Source organism: Streptomyces sp. GbtcB6, from assembly GCF_019091475.1.
GTDB lineage: Bacteria > Actinomycetota > Actinomycetes > Streptomycetales > Streptomycetaceae > Streptomyces > Streptomyces hyaluromycini.
Genome location: NZ_JAGXJL010000072.1, coordinates 1 through 18,806, shown reverse-complemented (window position 1 = coordinate 18,806; position 18,806 = coordinate 1). Strand labels below are relative to the sequence as shown.

The window sequence follows — 18,806 nt, the reverse complement described above, 5'->3', positions numbered from 1 at the left end:
TGCCGCGCGCACCTCGCCCGCACCCCGGGAAGCCGCGTGCCGCAGGCCCGGCCGCGGTCGGGCCTGCGGCCGACCGGCGCGCTCCGGCCGCGCCCGGCGTGTGGCCCGGCCGTTCCGGTGGTTCGGTTGGTTCGGTGTCGAGAGGAGTGCCGGCAGGAGCAGGAGGTGTCCCGATGGCCTCGGACCAGCCCGTCCCCTTCCGTCCCCTCCGCCCCTTCCGGCCCACGCCACCGCAGCCCCTCTCCGAAGCGGCCTTCCGCGACCTGTACCGCCGGCTGCGGGGCCGGGCCCCGGACGGCGGGGCGGCACAGCGTGGCGCGCTGGACCGGCTGACGCCGGAGCGGGTCGTGGCGGCCGCCGCCGAGGTCAGGTACGGGCGCACCGTGTCGCTGGCCGCGACCGTCGAGACCCGGTCCGGTCCGGACAGTCCGGAGCCCGCCTCCCATCGGATGACGGCTCCCACGCGCGGGGAGACCGGCGCACCCGGGCTCGCGTTCGCCCGCGACCGGTTCGCCATGAATGTCCACGGTGACGTCGACACCCACCTCGACGCGCTGTGCCACGTGATCTTCGACGGCGAACTGTACGGCGGCGTCCCGTCGAGCACCGTGACACCGGACGGTGCCGGGGCGCTCACCGTCGATCTGGTGCGGGACGGCATCGTCGGCCGGGGTGTCCTGCTGGATGTCCCGCGCCTGCGCGGGGTGCGGTGGCTGGAGCCCGGCGACCAGGTGACCGCCGAGGACCTCGTCGCGGCCGAGGCCGCCCAGCGGACCACGGTCGGACCGGGTGACCTGCTGTTCGTCCGGGTCGGGCACCGCCTGCGGCGCCGTACCCTCGGGCCCTGGGACGTGACCCGGGCCCGCGCGGGCCTGCACCCGACGGCCATGGACTTCCTGGCCGACCGGGGCGTGTCTGTCCTGGGCTCGGACGGCAACAGCGACGCCGCACCCAGCGCGGTCCCCGAAGTCGGGTTTCCCGTGCATGTGCTGGCCGTCAACGCCATGGGGCTGCATCTGCTGGACTGGCTGGACTTCGAGGAACTGGTGCCGGTGTGCGAGCAGCAGGGGCGCTGGCACTTCCTGTGCGTGATCGCCCCGCTGCGGCTCCCGGCGGCGACCGGCTCTCCGGTGAACCCGATCGCCGTTCTCTGACCGTGCCGGTGTCCGGCGCCGGTGCGGGCCCACCCCGGGTGCCGCACCCCCGCACGGCGCGTACGTTCGAAGGAGGGAGACCTGCGCCGGCCGCGGACCATGCGGACAAGGACGGTGGTTGCCATGGACGCCCTGCCCCCGTACGACGTCATCGTCATCGGCACCGGTGCCGGCGGCGGCACGCTGGCCCACCGCCTGGCCCCGTCCGGCAAACGGATCCTCATCCTCGAACGCGGCGGCTACCTGCCGCGTGAGCGCGACAACTGGGACTCCACGGCCGTGTTCGTGAAGGCCAAGTACCGGGCCCCGGAGTTCTGGCTGGACCGGCACGGCAACGAGTTCCCGCCCGAGGTGAACTACTACGTCGGCGGGAACAACAAGTTCTACGGCGCGGCGCTGTTCCGGCTGCGCCCCGAGGACTTCGGCGAACTCCGCCACCACGACGGCATCTCCCCGGCCTGGCCCATCGGTTACGACGACCTGGAGCCGTACTACACCCAGGCGGAGCACCTCTACCTGGTGCACGGCCGGCACGGCGAGGACCCCTGGGAAGGGCCGTGCAGCGCCCAGTACGCGTATCCGCCGGTCGAACACGAGCCGCGCATCGAGCAGTTGAGCATGGACCTGGAGAAGCAGGGACTGCACCCCTTCCACCTGCCGATCGGGGTCAACCTCACCCAGGACGAGGACGGCCGGGCCACCCACTCCAGCGTCTGCATCCGCTGCGACCGCGTGGACGGCTTCCCTTGCCTGCTCCGCGCCAAGTCCGACGCCCAGGTGATCTGTGTGGAGCCGGCGCTGGAGCACCCGAACGTGGAGATGATCACCGACGCCCGGGTGACCCGGCTGGAGACCGACGCCACCGGGCGCACTGTCACCGGCGTCGTCGCGCAGCTCCCGGGCGAGCGGGAGGCCCGGTTCTCGGCCGACGTCGTGGTGGTGGCCTGCGGGGCCGTCAACTCGGCGGCGCTGCTGCTGGCTTCGGCGAACGACCGGCATCCGCGCGGACTGGCGAACAGCTCGGACGTGGTCGGGCGGCACTACATGCGTCACAACAACCTGGCGCTGATGGCCGTTTCGAAGGAACCCAACGACACCCGGTTCCAGAAGACCCTCGCCCTGCACGACTGGTACCTGGGCGCGGACGACTGGGAGTACCCGCTCGGCGGGATCCAGATGCTCGGCAAGTCGGACGCCGACCAGATCCACGGCGAGGCCCCGCGCTGGGCCGGGGCGGTCGCGCCGGACATGCCGTTCGAGGTCCTGGCCCATCACGCCGTCGACTTCTGGCTGTGCGGGGAGGACCTGCCGCAGCCGGACAACCGGGTGACCCTGGAGGACGACGGCCGTATCCGCCTCACCCTCGACGAGGGCAACAACATCGCCGGTCTCCAGCGCCTGCGGCACAAACTGCAGCACATGCTCGGCCATCTGGGCATGGACGAGCACGGTCTGCTGTCCCACAGCATCTACCTGCACAAGGGGATGCCGATCGGTGCCACCGCGCACCAGGCCGGCACGGTGCGTTTCGGCACCGACCCGGCGTCCTCCGCCCTGGACGTCAACTGCAAGGCGCACGACCTGGACAACCTCTACGTCGTGGACACGAGCTTCTTCCCGAGCATCGGCGCGGTCAATCCGTCCCTGACGGCCATCGCGAACGCCCTCCGTGTGGGCGACCACCTGCTGGAGCGGCTGGGCTGAGCCCCCGACCGGGCGAAGTTCCTCCGCCGGGCAGCGCAACGCGGTCCGCCGGGACGCGCCCGCGTCTCTCCCCGGTGTTTGTCTGATGCGCGGACCTCCGGGCGACGGGCCCGGCGGAAGCGGGCACGCAGTGGAGGAGCAGGACATCGTGAGTTCCACCGAGGGGACATCCGGGACACCCCAGGGCGTGATCCCCGCCCATCTGCTGCGCGGGCAGAAGGCACTGGTGACCGGCGCGAACTCCGGTATCGGCAGGGCGACGGCCGTCGCCCTGGGCCGGGCCGGGGCCGATGTCGTGGTCAACTACGTGGCGGGCAAGGACGAGGCCGAGCAGGTGGTCGAGGAGATCACCGGACTCGGGGTCCGGGCCGCCGCCTACGAGGCGGACGTCTCCGACGAGCAGCAGGTCGTCGCCATGATGGACCGGATGGTCCGGGAGTTCGGCACGATCGACATCCTGGTCGCCAACGCGGGACTCCAGCGGGACGCCCCGTTCACCGAGATGACGCTCGCCCAGTGGCAGAAGGTCCTGGACGTCAACCTCACCGGGCAGTTCCTGTGCGCCCGCGAGGCCACGAAGGAGTTCCTGCGCCGCGGTGTCGTGCCCGAGGTGTCGCGCGCGGCCGGGAAGATCATCTGCATGAGTTCGGTGCACCAGATCATCCCGTGGGCCGGGCACGTCAACTACGCCTCCTCCAAGGGCGGGGTGCAGATGATGATGGAGACGCTGGCCCAGGAACTCGCCCCGAAGAAGATCCGCGTGAACGCGATCGCCCCCGGGGCCATCAAGACCCCCATCAACCGCAGCGCCTGGGAGACTCCCCAGGCCCGGGAGGACCTGCTGCGGCTGATCCCCTACGACCGCATCGGCGACCCCGAGGACATCGGCTACGCGGCCGTGGGCCTCGCCTCCGACCTCATGGACTACGTGGTGGGCACCACCCTGTACGTCGACGGCGGGATGACGCTCTTCCCGGGCTTCGCGACCGGCGGCTGACACCGGCGGCTGACCCGTCCTATCGCGCCGGCCCCGGAGAGACGACACATGCACATGGTCCACACGGTCCTGCTGTCGGCGGGCGCACCGGCGCAGACGCTGCCGGCCAGATCGATGATGGCCTTCACCCTGGCCTCCCACATCATCCTGGTGCCCCTGGGCGTGGCGCTGCCGCTGATCACGCTCGTCATGCACGGCTACGGCCTGCGCCGCGGCGACGCCACCGCCCTGCTCCTGGCCCGGCGGTGGTCGGCCGTCATGGCGGTGCAGTTCGCGATCGGCGTGGTCACCGGCACGGTGCTGTCCTTCGAGTTCGGACTGCTGTGGCCGGGCATGATGGGCCGCTGGGGCGATGTCTTCGGCATCGGCTTCGGCGTCGAGGCATGGGCGTTCTTCCTGGAGGCCGTCCTCATCGCCATCTACCTCTACGGCTGGCGAAGACTTCCCTCCCGGACCCACTTCCTGCTCGGACTGCCCCTGCCGCTGGTGGCCCTGCTCGGCGCCTTCGGCATCCTGGCCGCCAACTCGTGGATGAACACCCCGCGCGGCTTCACCCTCGACTCCGCCGGCAACCCGGTCGACGTGAAGATCTGGAAGGCGGTCTTCACCCCGATGTTCGGCCCGGAGTACTGGCACTTCGTCTTCGCGATGTTCGTGACGGCGGGCTATGTCGTGGCCGGCGTCTACGCCACGGGATGGCTGCGCGGCCGCCGAGACCGCTACCACCGGCTCGGCTTCACGATCCCCTTCACGCTCGCCGCGGTGTGCACACCCGTGCAGTTCTTCCTCGGCGACTCCATCGCACGGCAGGTCTTCCAGAAGCAGCCGGTGAAGTTCGCCGGCATGGAGATCGTCTGGAAAACCGCCACCCACCAGACGGAGTACCTGTACGGCCGGCTCCACCCGGACGGCACCGTCACCGGCGGCATCGGGATCCCGGGTCTCGACTCCGTCCTGGCGGGCTTCCGCCCGGACACCCGGGTCACCGGACTGACCTCGGTCCCCGCGGACGACCGGCCGACGGCCACCCAGGCCACCATCGCCCACTGGGCCTTCGACACCATGGTCGGGATCGGCTCGCTGCTGTTGCTGCTCGCGCTCTGGTACGGCGTCCTGTGGCTCCGGCGCCGCCGGCTGCCCGCCTCCCCGTGGTTCTTCCGCGCCGCGGCGTGCGCGGGCGTCGCCTCCGTGGCCGCCGTCGAGTGCGGCTGGATCACCACCGAAGTGGGCCGCCAGCCCTGGATCGTCTACCAGAACATGCGGGTGTCCGAGGCGGTGACGGCGACCCGCTCCACCAGTCTGTGGATCATGTTCGCCCTGGTAGTCGTCGTGTACGTCTTCGTGTTCGGATCGTTCCTCGCGGTACTGCTGAAGATGCGCGCACGCTGGCGGCTCGCCGACGAGCAGGGCGGACCACTCCCGCCGAAGGAGACACCGGAGTCCGACACACCCGAGACGGACACGCCGTACGGGCCCCGCCCGGCCGGGAGCCGACTGTGATCGCCGGGGTCATGGCCGTCGTCCTGCTGCTCGCGGTGGCCGCCTACGCCTGCGGCGGGGGCACCGACTACGGCGCCGGTTTCTGGGACCTCACCGCGGGCGGAGCCGAGCGCGGCAAGCGCCCGCGCCGGCTGATCGACCACGCGATGGAGCCCGTCTGGGAGGTCAACAACGTCTGGCTGATCTTCGTACTGGTGATCATGTGGACGGGTTTCCCCGTCCTCTTCCAGCGGGTCTTCACCACCATGTGGCTGCCCCTGGCACTGGCCGCCGTGGGCATCGTGCTGCGCGGCGCCGGCTTCGCCCTGCGCAGGCCCGTCCGGCGGCTGGCCGGCCGGCGCCTGTACGGGGCGGTCTTCGCCGTCTCCTCGCTGCTGACACCGTTCTTCCTCGGTGCCGCGGCCGGCGGAGTGGCCTCGGGCCGGGCGACCGCCACGGCGACGGCGTCCACGGACGCCTGGGCCAACCCCACGTCCCTGCTGTTCGGCCTGCTGGCCGTCGCGGCCACGGCGACACTCGGCGCCGTCTTCCTCGCCGCGGACGCCCGCCGCTTCGCCGCACCGGACCTGGACCGCTACTTCCGCCGGCGCGCCCTGGGCGCCCTCGCCGCCGTCGCCGTGCTCGCCGTCGTCACCCTCTTCGTCACCCACGGCGACGCACCCCATGTCTGGCACGGCCTCACCCACGGCGTCGGGCTCGTCTTCGTCGTCGTGGCGGTGCTGGCCACCCTCGCCACCGCATGGCTGCTGACCCGTCCCTCCGGGGCCTGGTCCCGGGTCACGGCGGTCGGCGTGGTCGCCTCCGCCGTCATCGCCTGGGGCATGGCACAGCGCCCCTACCTCGTCCCGACCTCGCTGACCGTCGCCGACGGCGCGGGCGCGCACACCACACTGCGCTGGCTGGCGCTCGTCACCCTCGTCGCCGTCGTCCTGATCATCCCCGCGGTCGCCTTCCTGTACTGGCTGGACACCCACGGCGAACTGGAGGGCCTCACCGACGCCGACCTGCGGCGGGACAGCCCCTAGGGTCCCCTAGGCGTGCTGGACGAGCCCGGGCCTCCGGTTGTCGAGAGCGTCGTTGAGGGTGATGGCCGAGTCGATGAGGGCGAGATGGGTGAACGCCTGCGGGAAGTTGCCGAGCTGACGGCCCGTCGGGTCGATCTCCTCGGAGTACAGGCCCAGGTGGTTGGCGTACCCCATCATCTTCTCGAACACGAGCCTCGCCCGGTCGGTCCGGCCCGCGCGCGCCAGGGCGTCGACGTACATGAACGTGCACAGCGAGAAGGTGCCCTCCGAGCCGCGCAGGCCGTCGGGTGAGGCACTGGGGTTGTACCGGTAGACCAGGCTGTCGCTGACCAGTTCCTCCTCCATGGCGTCCAGGGTCGACGCCCACATCGGATCCCCGGGGGTGAGGAACCCGACCGTCGCCATGCGCAGCAGCGAGGAGTCCAGGACCTCACTGCCGTAGTGCTGGACGAAGGCGTGCCGGTCCTTGCTCCAGCCCTTGGCCATGACCTGCTCGTAGACGGCGTCCCGTTCGGTCTGCCAGCGGCCGGCCGCGGACGGCCACCCTTTCGACTGGGCGAGTCGCAGCGCGCGGTCGAACGCCACCCACGACATCACCCGGCCGTACGTGAAGTCCTGGCGGCCGCCGCGGGTCTCCCAGATGCCCTCCTCCGCCTGGTCCCAGTGGTCGGCCAGCCAGTCCAGGTCCGTTCGCAACGAGGTCCAGCCCCCGTGCCCGACCTGGAAGCCGCGCTGGTGCGCGAAGTAGATGCTGTCCAGCGCCTCGCCGTAGATGTCCAGCTGGAGCTGGGTGGCGGCGCCGTTGCCGATCCGGACCGGAGCGGAACCCTCGTAGCCCTCCCAGTGGTCGAGGATCTGCTCGTTCAGGTCGGAGGAGCCGTCGACCTTGTACATGATGTTGAGCGGGCCCGTGTTCCCTTCGCTGCCGGCCCGCTCCTTGACCCGGTCGCTCAGCCAGACGATGAACGCCCTGGCCTCCTCCGTGAAGCCCAGTCCCAGCAGGGCGTACACGGAGAAGGAGGCGTCCCGGATCCAGGTGAAGCGGTAGTCCCAGTTGCGTTCACCGCCCAGTTGTTCCGGGAGCGCCGCCGTCGGAGCGGCCACCACGGCGCCGCTGGGCGCGAACGTCATGAGCTTCAGCGTGATCGCGGACCGCTCCACCACCTCCCGCCAGCGCCCGGTGTAGCGCGACTGCGCCAGCCAGGAGCGCCAGAACTCCGCCGTCTCCTCGAAGAGCCGTTCGTGTTCGTCGCGCCGGACCTCCCGGGGCGGTCCCTCGGCACCCATCTCCAGGATCAACCCGCGCTGCTGGCCGGCCTCCAGGGTCAGCGTGACCTGCACGTCGGCATCCCGGTGCGTCAGAATGTCACCGAGCCGCTCGTCCTCCGGCTCCCGGATCGGGTGCACGGTGAGTTCCGTGCCGTCCTCCGCGACGAAGACCGCTCCGTGCGGGGTGATGTGCACCTCGTGTTTGCTGAGCCCGTAGTCGAACCGCGGGGCGATCTCCACGTCGAAGGTCATGGTGCCGCGCACACAGCGGACCAGGCGGACCAGCCGGTGCCGGTCCGTGGCCGTCGTACCGGTCACGGGCATGAAGTCGACCACCTCGCCGGCGCCGGCCTCGGTCATGAACCGGGTCACCAGGATCGCCGTGTCGGGCAGGTACAACTGCTTGGTCGAATGGGTCGGATGCGCCGGCCGGACGGTGCAGTGGCCGCCCCTGTCCTTGTCCAGAAGCGCCCCGAACACACTCGGCGAGTCGAACCGCGGGGAGCAGAACCAGTCGAGTGCCCCGTCGGTGGTGACCAGCGCCGCGGTCTGCAGATCACCGATCAGCCCGTGGTTCTCGATCAGCGGGTAGTCGTCCATCGGGGCGCCCCTTCCGGCGTGCGATTCACCCGAATGCACCCCCTCGGTCAGCGTATGCCGGAGCTCCTGCTCCGGCTCGTCGAGCCGCGCGGTGCCATGGGCGCCGCTGCAGGCGAGCGAGGCGGCGATGCCGGAGGCGGCGGGAACGGTGGTCACGGAGACGAACACCCCGAGCAGGGCGCCGGCGCGGCGGAACCCGGGGTGACCGCGATGGCCGGGGCGAACCCGACCACCGTGGCCCGTGCTTGCGGGAAGGCCGGAGGCTACTTGTTCTTGCCGTTGCCCTGCCCGCCGTTCGCCTTCGCGGCCCCCTCGCCGGACTTGCCCCCGCCGGTCGAGTGGCTCGGCTTGGCCGTCGCCGGTTTCAGTTGCTCGGAGCAGTAGGCGGCGACCTTGTCCGCACCGCCGGCGGCCGCGATCAGCCGCTGCCAGGCTGTCGCGCCCAGCGCCTTGCCGCGCCCCTGGACCTGCGCGTAGGCACGACAGTGGGCTTCGGTGTCCTGGGCGGTGGCAGGCCGGTCCGTCGGCCGGGGGTTGCCGGAGGACGGTGACGAGGCCGCGTCGCCCGGCCGGTTCGAGGCGGCCGCCGACGGGTTCGTCGTTCCCCGGCCGTGGCCGGCGCCCTCGGCGGAGGAGCCGACGGAACCGATGGCCGCGACCGCCACACCACCCAGGGCGAGACTGGCGAAGACCACGCCGAACGTCAGCTTCGCCGGGCGCCGGGCCCGCCGCTCCGCAGCCGGCCGCCAGTCGTCCCGGCGCCGGGTACGTGTGCGATGCACGCCCGCGGCGCGAGCGGCCCGGAATGCGGCCACGGCCTGCTGCTCGCCCTGGAGCGCGAGGTCGCCTGCGCGGACGGCGGCGGCCAGCGCCGTTTCCAGCGCGGCGTCGTCACCCGCGTCCCGGGGGTCGGACAGGGCGCCGCCGGGCTGCACACGTCGACGGCCCCGTACCCCGTCGCCGCCCAGCCGTTCACCCATGTCCGCTTCCGTTCCTGTCCGACCACTTCGATTCGTCCGCTGTCCCGGATCCGGCGTCTGCCTGTCGGTCCTGTCGCGGTTGTCGTTCATGTCGACTCCCCCAGCGTGCGGGAAGCCACATCCGTCACACCCTCCTCCGCTTCGCCGCCGATGCCCAGCTGACGGGCGAGGCGTTTGAGACCTCGGTGAGCGGCCGTGCGCACCGCGCCCGGCCGCTTGCCCAGGACTCGCGCGGCGGCGGGACCGTCCAGACCGACCACGACCCGCAGGAGCACGGCCTCGGCCTGGTCCCGCGGCAGTCCGCGGATCAACTCCAGGGCCCGCTCGGTGGAGAGGGACTCCAGAGCCTGCTCATAAGTGTTGTGCGGGCCGGCCAGATCCAGTACGTCCTGGTCGGTGCCGCCGGCCTGGGGCCGCACGCGCCGGCGACGCAGATGGTCCAGTGCCCGGTGCCGGGCGATGGTCGCGGTCCAGCCGCGGAAGCCGGCGCCGTCGCCCTTGAAACGCCCGAGGTCACGGGCTATCTCCAGCCAGGCGTCGGACGCCACGTCTTCCGCCTCGTCGCCGACGACACCGCGAAGGAAGCCGAGGAGGCCCGGCTGCACGATCCGGTAGGCGACCGCGAAGGCAGCCTCGTCGCCGCCCTGGGCTCGCGCGACCGCCGCGCCCAGTTCCCCGTCGTACTCCTGTACGCGCCGGGGTTGCCGTACCTGGCCCAAGATTGCCCTCGTTCGCACCGATCACAGCCGAGTCCACCTCGTCCGTCGTGCTCCGGTTGCGACGACGGCCCCATGGTGACCAGCGTGCGCTCTCACAGAAACGTCACAACGCGACAGGAGACCTCCGCGGCATCACCCGCATCCCACGGCTCAGCCGCTGGATTCGGCAGGCACGACGGGAACGGAGCGGGACCTGCGCGGTCCGAGCCGGGTGGCACTTCCCGCAGGCCCTGCGCGGGGAGCAGAACAGGCTCGGTACCGACCGCGTGATACTTCGGCGCCCTCGTGCGCTCCCTCTGTCATGAGTGCGTACCTCCGTCTGCGAGCGGTGCCGGCTCCGGCACTGCTCAACAGTCCGACGTGGCTGGAACGGCTTTTCGCGAGCGATGCGGAGTCCGTCCGGCACCTGGCCGGCCGCCGCCCCGAGGAAGTACTGGACAAGTGCTGTCTGGACCAGGAGCACATCTACACCGGCGCTCCGCCGGACGGTCCCGGGGACCGACCCCAGACCCAGGTGGTGCTCGGTGGCCGCCCCGTGTTCCGCACCGACCGGCGAGAGCCGCCGTTGCTGGTGCTCACGGCGGCCCAGGCCCGCCGGGTGGCCGAGTTCCTGGAGCAGACCGACTTCGAGGCGCTGTGGGACTTCGCCCGGGACGGACTGCTGCCCCGCTACGGCGGAGTGCCCGCGGAGCCCGAGACGGCGCGTTCGTTCGCCGTGGCGCACCGGGAGCTGAGGGCGTTCTACGCGCACACCGCCAAGTGCGGGGACGCGGTGGTGAAGTGGCGGTCCGAGAGGTGAGCAGGGGCGATCCGAGGCGAGAGGTGTAACAGTTTCGGTCCGCTGCGCTCTTTCCATGCGGACGACCACGTCGGTCGGCTTGGACAGGAGGCAGGACTCGTGCAGTGGACGGGCGACGGCGGCGCAGGGTACGGCGAGGAGCCGCGCGCCGGCGTCGGGTACGGGTATGCCCACGGCCACGAGGGCACCTGCGGCACCACCGCCGACACGGTCACGGCGGAGCGGGACTCTCCGCACGGTGCCGTCATCACCGTGCTGCCGACGGACCACGACGACTCCGACCGTCCCGCATCGGAGCCGGACACGCCGGAGAACGATCCGGCACGGCCCGTCTTCGTGGACGCCTCGGGGCGCCGCCAGCGCCGCGTGCGGCACGCCGCACGGCTGCTGGTGATCCCCGCCGGCGTCTATGTCGCCCTGCTGGTCAGCGCGTTGCTGGGCGGCCCCACCATCAGCGCTCCGTTCGTCCCGCTCCCGGACACCACGCACCCGGCCGCGCCCCGGGCGACCGCCCCCGGCTCACCCGCCGGTACGGGTCACACGCCGGGAGGCGCGGACTCCGGCGCGACGGACGAGAACGCCCGCGCCACGTCGCCGCGGACGGCCTCCGGCCAGAGCGGCCGGCCGACGTCCGCGACCACCCCCGTGGCCACGTCCGCGACCACCGCGACGCCCACCGGAACCACCTCCCCGACCGCCGCTCCGACCACGACGGCGACCGCGACCGCCAGTCCCACCACCAGCGCCAGTGCCACCACCGGCACGGACGCGCCCTCCGCCAAGGGGCGCGCCAACGCCGCATCCCACAAGCCCGTGAAGTGATCCAAGGCCCTGACGTGACCGATCCGACCGACCCGACCGACCGCCGGCGCCGCACCGTCGTACCCCGCCGCGGCGGCCGTACCCGCCGGGTCACCCCCCGCACCCACTGGCTGCTGCTGTGCGTGCTCGTGGTGACCCTGTCGGCGGCCCTCCTGCTGCAGGGCTACACCCACCACATGTTCGGGATCACCTCGGACGACGTGACCGGCCCCCGTGGCCGGAGCGGGACGGTGCCCGGACAGGTGGCCCACGGCGGCCCCGTGATCGCGAACGCCGCCGGCTCCCCGCACACGGCCCGCCCGAAGGCCGGCACCATCGCCCTCACCTTCGACGACGGCCCCGACCCCGTCTGGACCCCGCGCATCCTCGACGTGCTGCGCCGCAACCATGTGCACGCGACCTTCTTCGTCGTCGGCACCCAGGTCGTCGCCCACCCGGAGCTGGTCCGGCGGATCGTCGCCGAGGGCCACCAGATCGGCATCCACACCTTCACCCACCCCGACCTCTCCCGCCTCGCCCCGTGGCAGCGTTCCCTGGAGCTGCGCGAGACGCAGCTGGCGGTGGCCGGCGCGGCCGGCGTCACCACCGCGCTACTGAGGCCGCCGTACTCCTCGGAGAACGACGCGCTGGACGACGCCGACTGGTCCGTCCTGAAGCAGGCCGACCGGGCCGGGTACGTCACGGTGCTCTCCACCCTGGACGCCGAGGACTGGCAGCGCCCCGGCACGGCCCGCGTCCTCGCGAACGCGACACCGCACGGCAAGGCCGGGCAGATCGTGCTGATGCACGACGCCGGCGGTGACCGCTCCCAGACCGTCGCCGCCCTGAACACCCTGATCCCCCGGCTCAGGGCACAGGGCTTCCGGTTCTCGACGGTCGGCGCCGCGGTCGGCATGGCCGCCCCCGTCCGGCCCGCCGGACCGGGCGACCACCTCCAGGGAATCGCCCTCATCAAGATGCTGCAGCTCGGCGACTGGACCATCCGGCTGCTCGGCGTGCTGATGTACGCGGCCGGAGCGATCAGCGTGCTGCGCGCGGCCGTCGTACTGGTGGCGGCCCATCGGCACCGCCGGCTGCGGGCAGGGCGCCGGGCCAGGCCCTGGGGACCGCCGGTGACCGAACCGGTCAGCGTCATCGTCCCGGCGTACAACGAGAGCGCCGGAATCGAGGCGGCCGTACGCTCCCTGGTCGCCTCGGACCATCCGGTGGAGATCATCGTGGTCGACGACGGCTCCACCGACGGGACCGCCGACCTGGTGGAGTCCCTCGGTCTGCCGGGAGTCCGGGTGGTCCGGCAGCGGAACGCGGGCAAGCCCGCCGCGCTCAACACCGGTCTGGCCGCCGCCACCTGCGACCTGGTGGTCATGGTCGACGGCGACACCGTCTTCGAACCCGGCACCGTCCGCGTGATCGTGCAGCCCTTCGCCGACCCCCAGGTGGGTGCCGTCTCGGGCAACGCGAAGGTCGTCAACCGCGGTGGCCTGCTGGGCCGTTGGCAGCACATCGAGTACGTCATCGGCTTCAATCTCGACCGTCGCCTCTTCGACCTCGCCGAGTGCATGCCGACCGTGCCCGGAGCGGTCGGGGCGTTCCGGCGCCGGGCGCTGCTCGCACTCGGCGGGGTCAGCGACGTCACCCTCGCCGAGGACACCGACCTCACCATGGCACTGTGCCGCGCCGGCTGGCGTGTGGTGTACGAGGAGGGCGCGGTGGCCTGGACCGAGGCGCCCGCGTCCCTGGGCGCCCTGTGGCGGCAGCGGTACCGCTGGTGCTACGGCACCCTGCAGGCGATGTGGAAGCACCGCGGCGCGCTGGTGCAGGGCGGCGCCGCCGGCCGGCTCGGGCGCAGAGGCCTGCTCTACCTCCTCCTCTTCCAGGTCCTGCTGCCCCTGCTCGCCCCCGTGGTCGACGTCTTCGCCCTCTACGGCCTGGTCTTCCTCGACCCGCTGAGGATCACCGCCCTCTGGCTCGCCTTCCTGCTCCTGCAACTGCTGATGGGCCTGTACGCGTTCCGTCTGGACGGAGAACGCCCGGGCCCGCTGTGGAGCCTGCCGTTGCAGCAGTTCGTCTACCGCCAGTTGATGTACCTGGTGGTCGTCCAGTCCGTCTTCACCGCCGTGTCGGGCTCACGGCTGCGGTGGCAGCGCATGGAACGCTACGGCAGCCTGCGGGCACCGGCAGGTGCGGAGACACCCGCCGTCGGCGAGCACCGCCGCACCCCTGACCGGCGATGAGACCCGCCCGGCGTGGCGGCCTCTTCACAGGGCGGCGTCGTCCCACTGGTCGAGGAGGTCTTCGACCGGCTCGGGACCGGGTTCGCCCCGCCCGCCGTGGGGGGCCTGTTCGGTCCAGATCACCTTGCCGCGTGCCAGGTACCGGGTGCCCCATCGCTCGGCGAACTGACCGACCAGGAACAGACCGCGCCCGCCCTCGTCGGTGGTGGCCGCCCGTCGCATGTGCGGCGAGGTGCTGCTGCCGTCGGAGACCTCGCAGATCAGGCAACGGTCGTACAGCAGGCGGACCCGGACGGGCGGGGAGCCGTAACGGATGGCGTTGGTGATCAGCTCGCTGAGGATCAGTTCGGTGGCGTACCCGATGTCCTCCAGACCCCAGGAGCCCAGGGTCCGTGCGCAGTCGGAGCGGACCGGCGCCACGGCCGCGGGGTCGGACGGCACCTCCCAGGTGGCGACCCGGTCAGGAGCCAGCAACCGGGTTCTCGCCACGAGCAGGGCGATGTCGTCGCTGGGCCGGGCGGGCAGCACCGCGTCGAGGACATCCGTGCACGTCTCCTCCGGCGTACGGTCCGCGGCGGCGACGAGGGCGGCGCGCAGCTGGTCGAGTCCCGTGTCGATGTCCCGGTCACGGTCCTCCACCAGCCCGTCGGTGTAGAGCACCAGCCGCGATCCCTCGGGCAGAACCAGGTCCGCGGCCTCGACCGGCAGCCCGCCGCCCAGCCCCAGGGGCGGCGAGACGGGCACGTCGGGGAACGAGACGGTGCCGTCCGGCAGGACGAGGGCGGGACCGGGATGGCCGGCCCGGGCCACGGCGGCCTGGCCGGCGACCGGATCGTAGATGGCGTACAGGCAGGTCGCTCCGGTGATGCCCACGCCTGCCTCCTCGCTCGTCTCGCCGCCGTCGATACGGCTCACCAGCTCGTCCAGGTGCACCAGCAACTCGTCCGGGGGCAGGTCGAGAGCGGAGAAGTTGTGCACGGCGGTGCGCAGCCGGCCCATGGTGACCGCCGCGTGCAGCCCGTGCCCGACCACGTCGCCGACGACCAGCGCCACTCGCGCGCCGGGCAGCGGAATCACGTCGAACCAGTCTCCGCCCACCCCCGCCTGCGCGGGCAGGTAACGGTGGGCCACGTCCAGAGCGGACTGCTCGGGCATGACGCGCGGGAGCAGACTGCGCTGCAGGGTGACGGCCGTGGTGTGCTCGCGGGTGAAGCGGCGCGCGTTGTCGATGGCCACCGCCGCCCTCGCCACCAGCTCCTCGGCGATCGACACATCCTCCTGTTCGAAGGGCTCAGGCCGTTCCGAGCGCCAGAAACCGACCACTCCCATGAGGATGCCTCGCGCGCGCAACGGGATCACGATCATCGAGTGGATGCCGTGCTCGATGACCCTGCGGGCGGTGTCGGGGTCGTGCTCGTGCCATCCGGTCAGGGCGGGCAGGTCCGTTTCGAGCACCGGCTCCCCGGTGGCGAATCCGACCGCGTGCGGGGTGGCCGGTCCGAAGTCCGTCAGTCTGCCGACCGGGTAGAGCGGGTGGTCGTCCCGGATGCCGGCGACGGCCGTACGGCGCATCGTCGTGCCCTGCGGCTCCCCGCCCCCGACGATCGAGTCGACCAGATCGACGGTGGCGTAGTCGGCGAACCGGGGGACCGCGAACCGCGTCAGCTCCTCGGCGGTGCGGACGACGTCGAGGGTGGTGCCGATCGTGGCCATGGCGTCGTAGAGCAGCCTCAGCCGACGCTCCGCCACGTCGGCCTTGCCGGTGACGAACCGCAGCTCGGTGGTGTCGCGCAGCGTCACCATGCTGCCCGCGGGCCCGCCGTAGGGTGCCGTCGGCCGCACGTTCACCGCCAGCAGACGACCGCCGGCCGCGCGCACCTCGTCCGTGGCCGGCTGCCCCGAGAGCAGCAGCTCCGCGAGTACCGGTTCGAAGCCCAGGCCGGCGACGCGTTGCCCCTCCGCGTCCCGGGGCAGTCCCAGCAGCCGCCGCGCCTCGTCGTTGGCGAGCACGAGCCGCCCGTCCTCGTCGACGATGAGCACACCCTCGCGCGCGGCGTGCAGCACCGCGTCGTGGTGGTCGTACATCCGCCTGAGCTCGGCCGGCTCCAGACCGCGCGTCTGCCGTCGCAACCGCCGGCTCACCAGCGCCGATCCGCCCGTCACCAGCAACAGCGCGCCGCCGGCGGCACCGAAGAGGATCGGCAGCTGCCCGGTCACCCTCGCGTGCACACTCCGGACCGTGATACCCACGGCCACCAGCCCGACGACCTTGCCGTCGCGGTCGAAGACGGGGACGGTCGAATCCACCGCCTCGCCGACGGGCGTACTGAAGGTGGAGGTGTGGGGGTGCCCGGCCAGCGCTTCGCCGAAGGTGCCGGTCACATGTCTGCCGATCAACCGCGGGTCGGGATGGGTCCACCGGAACCCGGCCGGGCTGAACGCGACGACGTAGTCGACCCCCGACCTCCTGCGCGCCTCCTCCGCCCCCGGCTGCAGCAGCGCACTCGGGTCGGCGGACTTCATCGCGGCGAGCGTGCCCGGAGCGTTCGCGAAGGCCTCGGCGCCGGCGAGCGAGCGCGCCCGCGCCTCCCGCACGCTCGCCTCCTCGGCCTGCAGTACCAGAGCCGTCACCGCGGCCGCGCCCAGCAGCACCAGGAGCACCAGCTGCAGCACGAACACCTGACCCGCGAGGCTGCGCACGCTCAGCGGGGAGCGACGACGTCGGCCTGGGCCCGGCGAGGGCGCCCCGGCGCCGGCGTGATCCGCCCGCGCCCCGAATGGGGCAAAACACCTCTTCATCGTGAATCATTATCGTAGGCGCCAAGCCCGGATGAACAGGCCGTTCGCCATATCCACGTACCTGGCCGCCGGGCTCTCGGTGATGCGCTGCGACAGCCGCTTCGACCGCTCCGCCGCCTCGCGCGGGCGCCCTGTGGCGCTGCGCGCGCTCCGCTGGAAGTGCCCCGATGTGCCGTCTGCCTACTGCGGCGCCGTCGTGGCTGGTCGCGCAGTTCCCCGCGCCCCTTCGGGGGCGCTCCCCGTCGGGCCGCTGCTCCGGGTTCCGGCGGGCGAGGCGAGGTCGGACGGGTAGAACTGCGCGTACCAGCGACGCAGTGCCTTGATGCCCTGTTCGTGGGGCAGCAGGATCGGGTGCGGTCGGTGGATCTTGTGATCCCAGATCCGGAGCTCCTCGCGCACCTCGCCCAGGGCCTGCGTTCGGAAGACGGCCTTGAGCGCGGGCGTCAGGAACGGGAACCGGGCCGGTTTGCGGATGTAGTACAGCATCCGCATCTCGCTGGTGCGGTCATCGACAGGGGTGGTGAGGGCGACGGCGGTCAGCGACAGGACGGGGCCGTGGGTGCGGACCACCATGACGCCCGGTCCGTACATGAAGGCGTCGAAGGTGTTGTCGATGTCCCGGCCGAGGACGCGCCGGCGGATCCGGCCGCGGGCTTCGGCGAAGGGGCCGTTCGACCGCCAGTCCTGGACAAGTGGTTCGCTCTGGCCGTGAATGAAGTGGAAGTGGGATTCGTCGACGATGTTCTCGCGCATCTCCTGGACGTGGATGCGCGCGCGGCAGGTGTCGTCGATCGGCTTGGCGAATCGCCTTGACGCCGCCTCCGGGATCTCCGGCACCTCCCATGACGGCTCGTCCGGCCCGGCGTGGACGAAGACGAGCCCACTGTGCTCACGGACCGGAAAGCCGCCGAGGGACGCCTTCGGGATCCGGCGCGCGAACGGGGCCTCCACGCACCGCCCGTCCGGGCCGAATCGCCAGCCGTGGAACGGGCATTCCACGGTGCCGTCCACGACCTTGCCGCCGACGCCGAGGTGCGCACCGTAGTGAGGGCAGTGTGCGTCCCGTACGGCCGGCCGGCCGTCGGCTCCCCGGAAGGCGATGAGCGCCCGTCCGAAGTAGTGGAGGCTGGCGACCCGGCCCGGACGCAGCTCGGCGCTGCGGAGCACGGCATACCAGCCGTACGGAACGGCCGGCATCGGGTAGTCGTCGGCTCGCGGGTCGCGCGGCAGGGCGGCAAGCTTGTCATGGCGCCGACGAAGAGGCATGAGTGGATGCTAGCGAGGGCCCTGCTCCCGCACCGCCGACAGCGGCTCATGACCGAAAAGTGCTCTGCCGACGGCCGGTCCACCGCAGTCTGCTCGGCATGAAAGGCCGCGCGGGAGCGGTCGCCGGTGGCACCGCCGCGTCCGGGGAACCGCCCTTGTCCACGTCCGCGTGCCGCACGACGGTGCTCACGACGTGTTCAGCAGGCGCCGGATCGCGTCGACCCGTGCGGCGATCATGCGGTTGCCGATCGCCGTCCCGGGGATCATGTGGGCCGGGTGGAACGCCCCGCTGTAATGGCGCACCTCGGTGGGCACGCCCGCCCGGATCGTTGAGCCGAGGTCAGCGGGCTGCTCGTCCCGGCTGGTCGGCGGGTGTGAACTGGGGCAGGCGCGCCATGACGGCCCGGATCTCCGCGTCGTCGGAGACACCCTGGAAGTCATGGCGCGGGGTGTAGGGCGCTTCGAGCGTGCGGATCTCCTCGTCGCTCAGCTCCAGGGCCAGCGAGGCGACCGCGTCGTCGATCTGCTGTGTCGTGCTCGCTCCGACGAGGGGGGCGGTGACGACCGGCCTGCCGTGCAGCCAGGCCAGGGCGACCTGCGCACGCCCGACGCCACGGGCGTCCGCGATGCGGCCGACGGCGTCGACGACGGCGTGGTCGGATGCTTCGGTCTGCGGTGTGTAGAGCATCTCGGCGAACCCGTCATTGCCGCCCCGCGCGGTCGACCTCGCGTCGGACCACGCCCGCGCGAGCCGCCCCCGGGCCAGCGGACTCCAGACGACCGTGCCGACGCCCTCGTCCAGACAGAGCGGGATCATCTCGCGCTCCTCCTCGCGGGCCAGCAGGTTGTAGTGGTCCTGCATCGACACGGACCGGGCCCAGCCGCGCTCGCGCTGGAGGTGCAGCGCCTTCGCGAACTCCCAGGCCGGCATCGACGAG

The 18,806-nt window shown here is 72.1% G+C and carries 15 protein-coding genes; 8 read left to right on the top strand and 7 right to left on the bottom strand.

Going from position 1 to position 18,806, the window contains the following annotated elements:
* The first annotated feature begins 173 nt into the window (after positions 1 to 173).
* From KVT45_RS49540 to KVT45_RS49520, 5 genes are all read left to right on the top strand, one after another.
* Positions 174 to 1,154 carry a cyclase family protein gene (locus KVT45_RS49540; RefSeq protein ID WP_217560178.1) on the top strand — a complete coding sequence of 327 codons (981 nt, stop codon included), beginning with the start codon at positions 174 to 176 and terminating at the stop codon, positions 1,152 to 1,154.
* A 123-nt stretch (positions 1,155 to 1,277) separates the two neighbouring features.
* Positions 1,278 to 2,858 carry a GMC oxidoreductase gene (locus tag KVT45_RS49535; RefSeq protein WP_217560177.1) on the top strand — a complete coding sequence of 527 codons (1,581 nt, stop codon included), beginning with the start codon at positions 1,278 to 1,280 and terminating at the stop codon, positions 2,856 to 2,858.
* A 202-nt stretch (positions 2,859 to 3,060) separates the two neighbouring features.
* On the top strand, positions 3,061 to 3,855 hold the full coding sequence (locus KVT45_RS49530; protein WP_254648503.1) for an SDR family oxidoreductase: 795 nt from the start codon (positions 3,061 to 3,063) through the stop codon (positions 3,853 to 3,855).
* A gap of 54 nt (positions 3,856 to 3,909) precedes the next feature.
* Positions 3,910 to 5,355, top strand: coding sequence for a cytochrome ubiquinol oxidase subunit I (locus KVT45_RS49525; protein ID WP_217560440.1), 1,446 nt, complete (start codon positions 3,910 to 3,912; stop codon positions 5,353 to 5,355).
* Positions 5,352 to 6,380 (top strand): cytochrome d ubiquinol oxidase subunit II, encoded by a 1,029-nt coding sequence (locus tag KVT45_RS49520; protein ID WP_308311117.1) that lies wholly within the window; start codon positions 5,352 to 5,354, stop codon positions 6,378 to 6,380. Before KVT45_RS49525 ends, KVT45_RS49520 begins: the two co-directional genes overlap by 4 nt.
* A gap of 6 nt (positions 6,381 to 6,386) precedes the next feature.
* Here the strand turns inward: KVT45_RS49520 and KVT45_RS49515 are convergent, their stop codons facing one another.
* From KVT45_RS49515 to KVT45_RS49505, 3 genes are all read right to left on the bottom strand, one after another.
* Positions 6,387 to 8,249, bottom strand: coding sequence for a glycoside hydrolase family 15 protein (locus KVT45_RS49515; protein ID WP_217560426.1), 1,863 nt, complete (start codon positions 8,247 to 8,249; stop codon positions 6,387 to 6,389).
* Between the two features lie 263 nt (positions 8,250 to 8,512).
* Positions 8,513 to 9,229, bottom strand: coding sequence for a hypothetical protein (locus tag KVT45_RS49510; protein WP_254648499.1), 717 nt, complete (start codon positions 9,227 to 9,229; stop codon positions 8,513 to 8,515).
* 86 nt (positions 9,230 to 9,315) lie between these two features.
* The gene (locus tag KVT45_RS49505; protein WP_217560173.1) at positions 9,316 to 9,948 is read right to left on the bottom strand and encodes an RNA polymerase sigma factor; all 633 of its coding nucleotides are present in this window, start codon (positions 9,946 to 9,948) and stop codon (positions 9,316 to 9,318) included.
* A 301-nt stretch (positions 9,949 to 10,249) separates the two neighbouring features.
* Here KVT45_RS49505 and KVT45_RS49500 point away from each other — a divergent pair, with 301 nt between their 5' ends.
* The 3 genes from KVT45_RS49500 (at position 10,250) to KVT45_RS49490 (ending at position 13,803) form a co-directional block, all read left to right on the top strand.
* The gene (locus KVT45_RS49500) at positions 10,250 to 10,747 is read left to right on the top strand and encodes a DUF1877 family protein (RefSeq protein WP_217560171.1); all 498 of its coding nucleotides are present in this window, start codon (positions 10,250 to 10,252) and stop codon (positions 10,745 to 10,747) included.
* A gap of 99 nt (positions 10,748 to 10,846) precedes the next feature.
* Positions 10,847 to 11,569, top strand: a complete 723-nt coding sequence (locus KVT45_RS49495) for a hypothetical protein (protein ID WP_217560164.1) — start codon at positions 10,847 to 10,849, stop codon at positions 11,567 to 11,569.
* 14 nt (positions 11,570 to 11,583) lie between these two features.
* The gene (locus KVT45_RS49490; RefSeq protein WP_217560162.1) at positions 11,584 to 13,803 is read left to right on the top strand and encodes a bifunctional polysaccharide deacetylase/glycosyltransferase family 2 protein; all 2,220 of its coding nucleotides are present in this window, start codon (positions 11,584 to 11,586) and stop codon (positions 13,801 to 13,803) included.
* A 24-nt stretch (positions 13,804 to 13,827) separates the two neighbouring features.
* Here the strand turns inward: KVT45_RS49490 and KVT45_RS49485 are convergent, their stop codons facing one another.
* The 4 genes from KVT45_RS49485 to KVT45_RS49475 form a co-directional block, all read right to left on the bottom strand.
* Positions 13,828 to 16,509 (bottom strand): SpoIIE family protein phosphatase/ATP-binding protein, encoded by a 2,682-nt coding sequence (locus tag KVT45_RS49485; protein ID WP_254648501.1) that lies wholly within the window; start codon positions 16,507 to 16,509, stop codon positions 13,828 to 13,830.
* Positions 16,510 to 16,782: 273 nt separating this feature from the next.
* Positions 16,783 to 17,868, bottom strand: coding sequence for a Rieske 2Fe-2S domain-containing protein (locus KVT45_RS49480; protein ID WP_254648498.1), 1,086 nt, complete (start codon positions 17,866 to 17,868; stop codon positions 16,783 to 16,785).
* A gap of 186 nt (positions 17,869 to 18,054) precedes the next feature.
* Positions 18,055 to 18,183, bottom strand: a complete 129-nt coding sequence (locus KVT45_RS57910; RefSeq protein WP_302832672.1) for a hypothetical protein — start codon at positions 18,181 to 18,183, stop codon at positions 18,055 to 18,057.
* Between the two features lie 25 nt (positions 18,184 to 18,208).
* The coding region (locus tag KVT45_RS49475; RefSeq protein ID WP_217560142.1) for an aldo/keto reductase at positions 18,209 to 18,806 on the bottom strand (598 nt) is incomplete at its 5' end.

Coding starts and splice junctions, on each gene's coding strand:
- KVT45_RS49540 (WP_217560178.1), top strand. CDS start 174: ATGGCCTCGGACCAGCCCGTCCCCTTCCGTCCCCTCCGCCCCTTCCGG.
- KVT45_RS49535 (WP_217560177.1), top strand. CDS start 1,278: ATGGACGCCCTGCCCCCGTACGACGTCATCGTCATCGGCACCGGTGCC.
- KVT45_RS49525 (WP_217560440.1), top strand. CDS start 3,910: ATGGTCCACACGGTCCTGCTGTCGGCGGGCGCACCGGCGCAGACGCTG.
- KVT45_RS49515 (WP_217560426.1), bottom strand. CDS start 8,249: ATGGACGACTACCCGCTGATCGAGAACCACGGGCTGATCGGTGATCTG.
- KVT45_RS49510 (WP_254648499.1), bottom strand. CDS start 9,229: ATGGGTGAACGGCTGGGCGGCGACGGGGTACGGGGCCGTCGACGTGTG.
- KVT45_RS49500 (WP_217560171.1), top strand. CDS start 10,250: ATGAGTGCGTACCTCCGTCTGCGAGCGGTGCCGGCTCCGGCACTGCTC.
- KVT45_RS49480 (WP_254648498.1), bottom strand. CDS start 17,868: ATGCCTCTTCGTCGGCGCCATGACAAGCTTGCCGCCCTGCCGCGCGAC.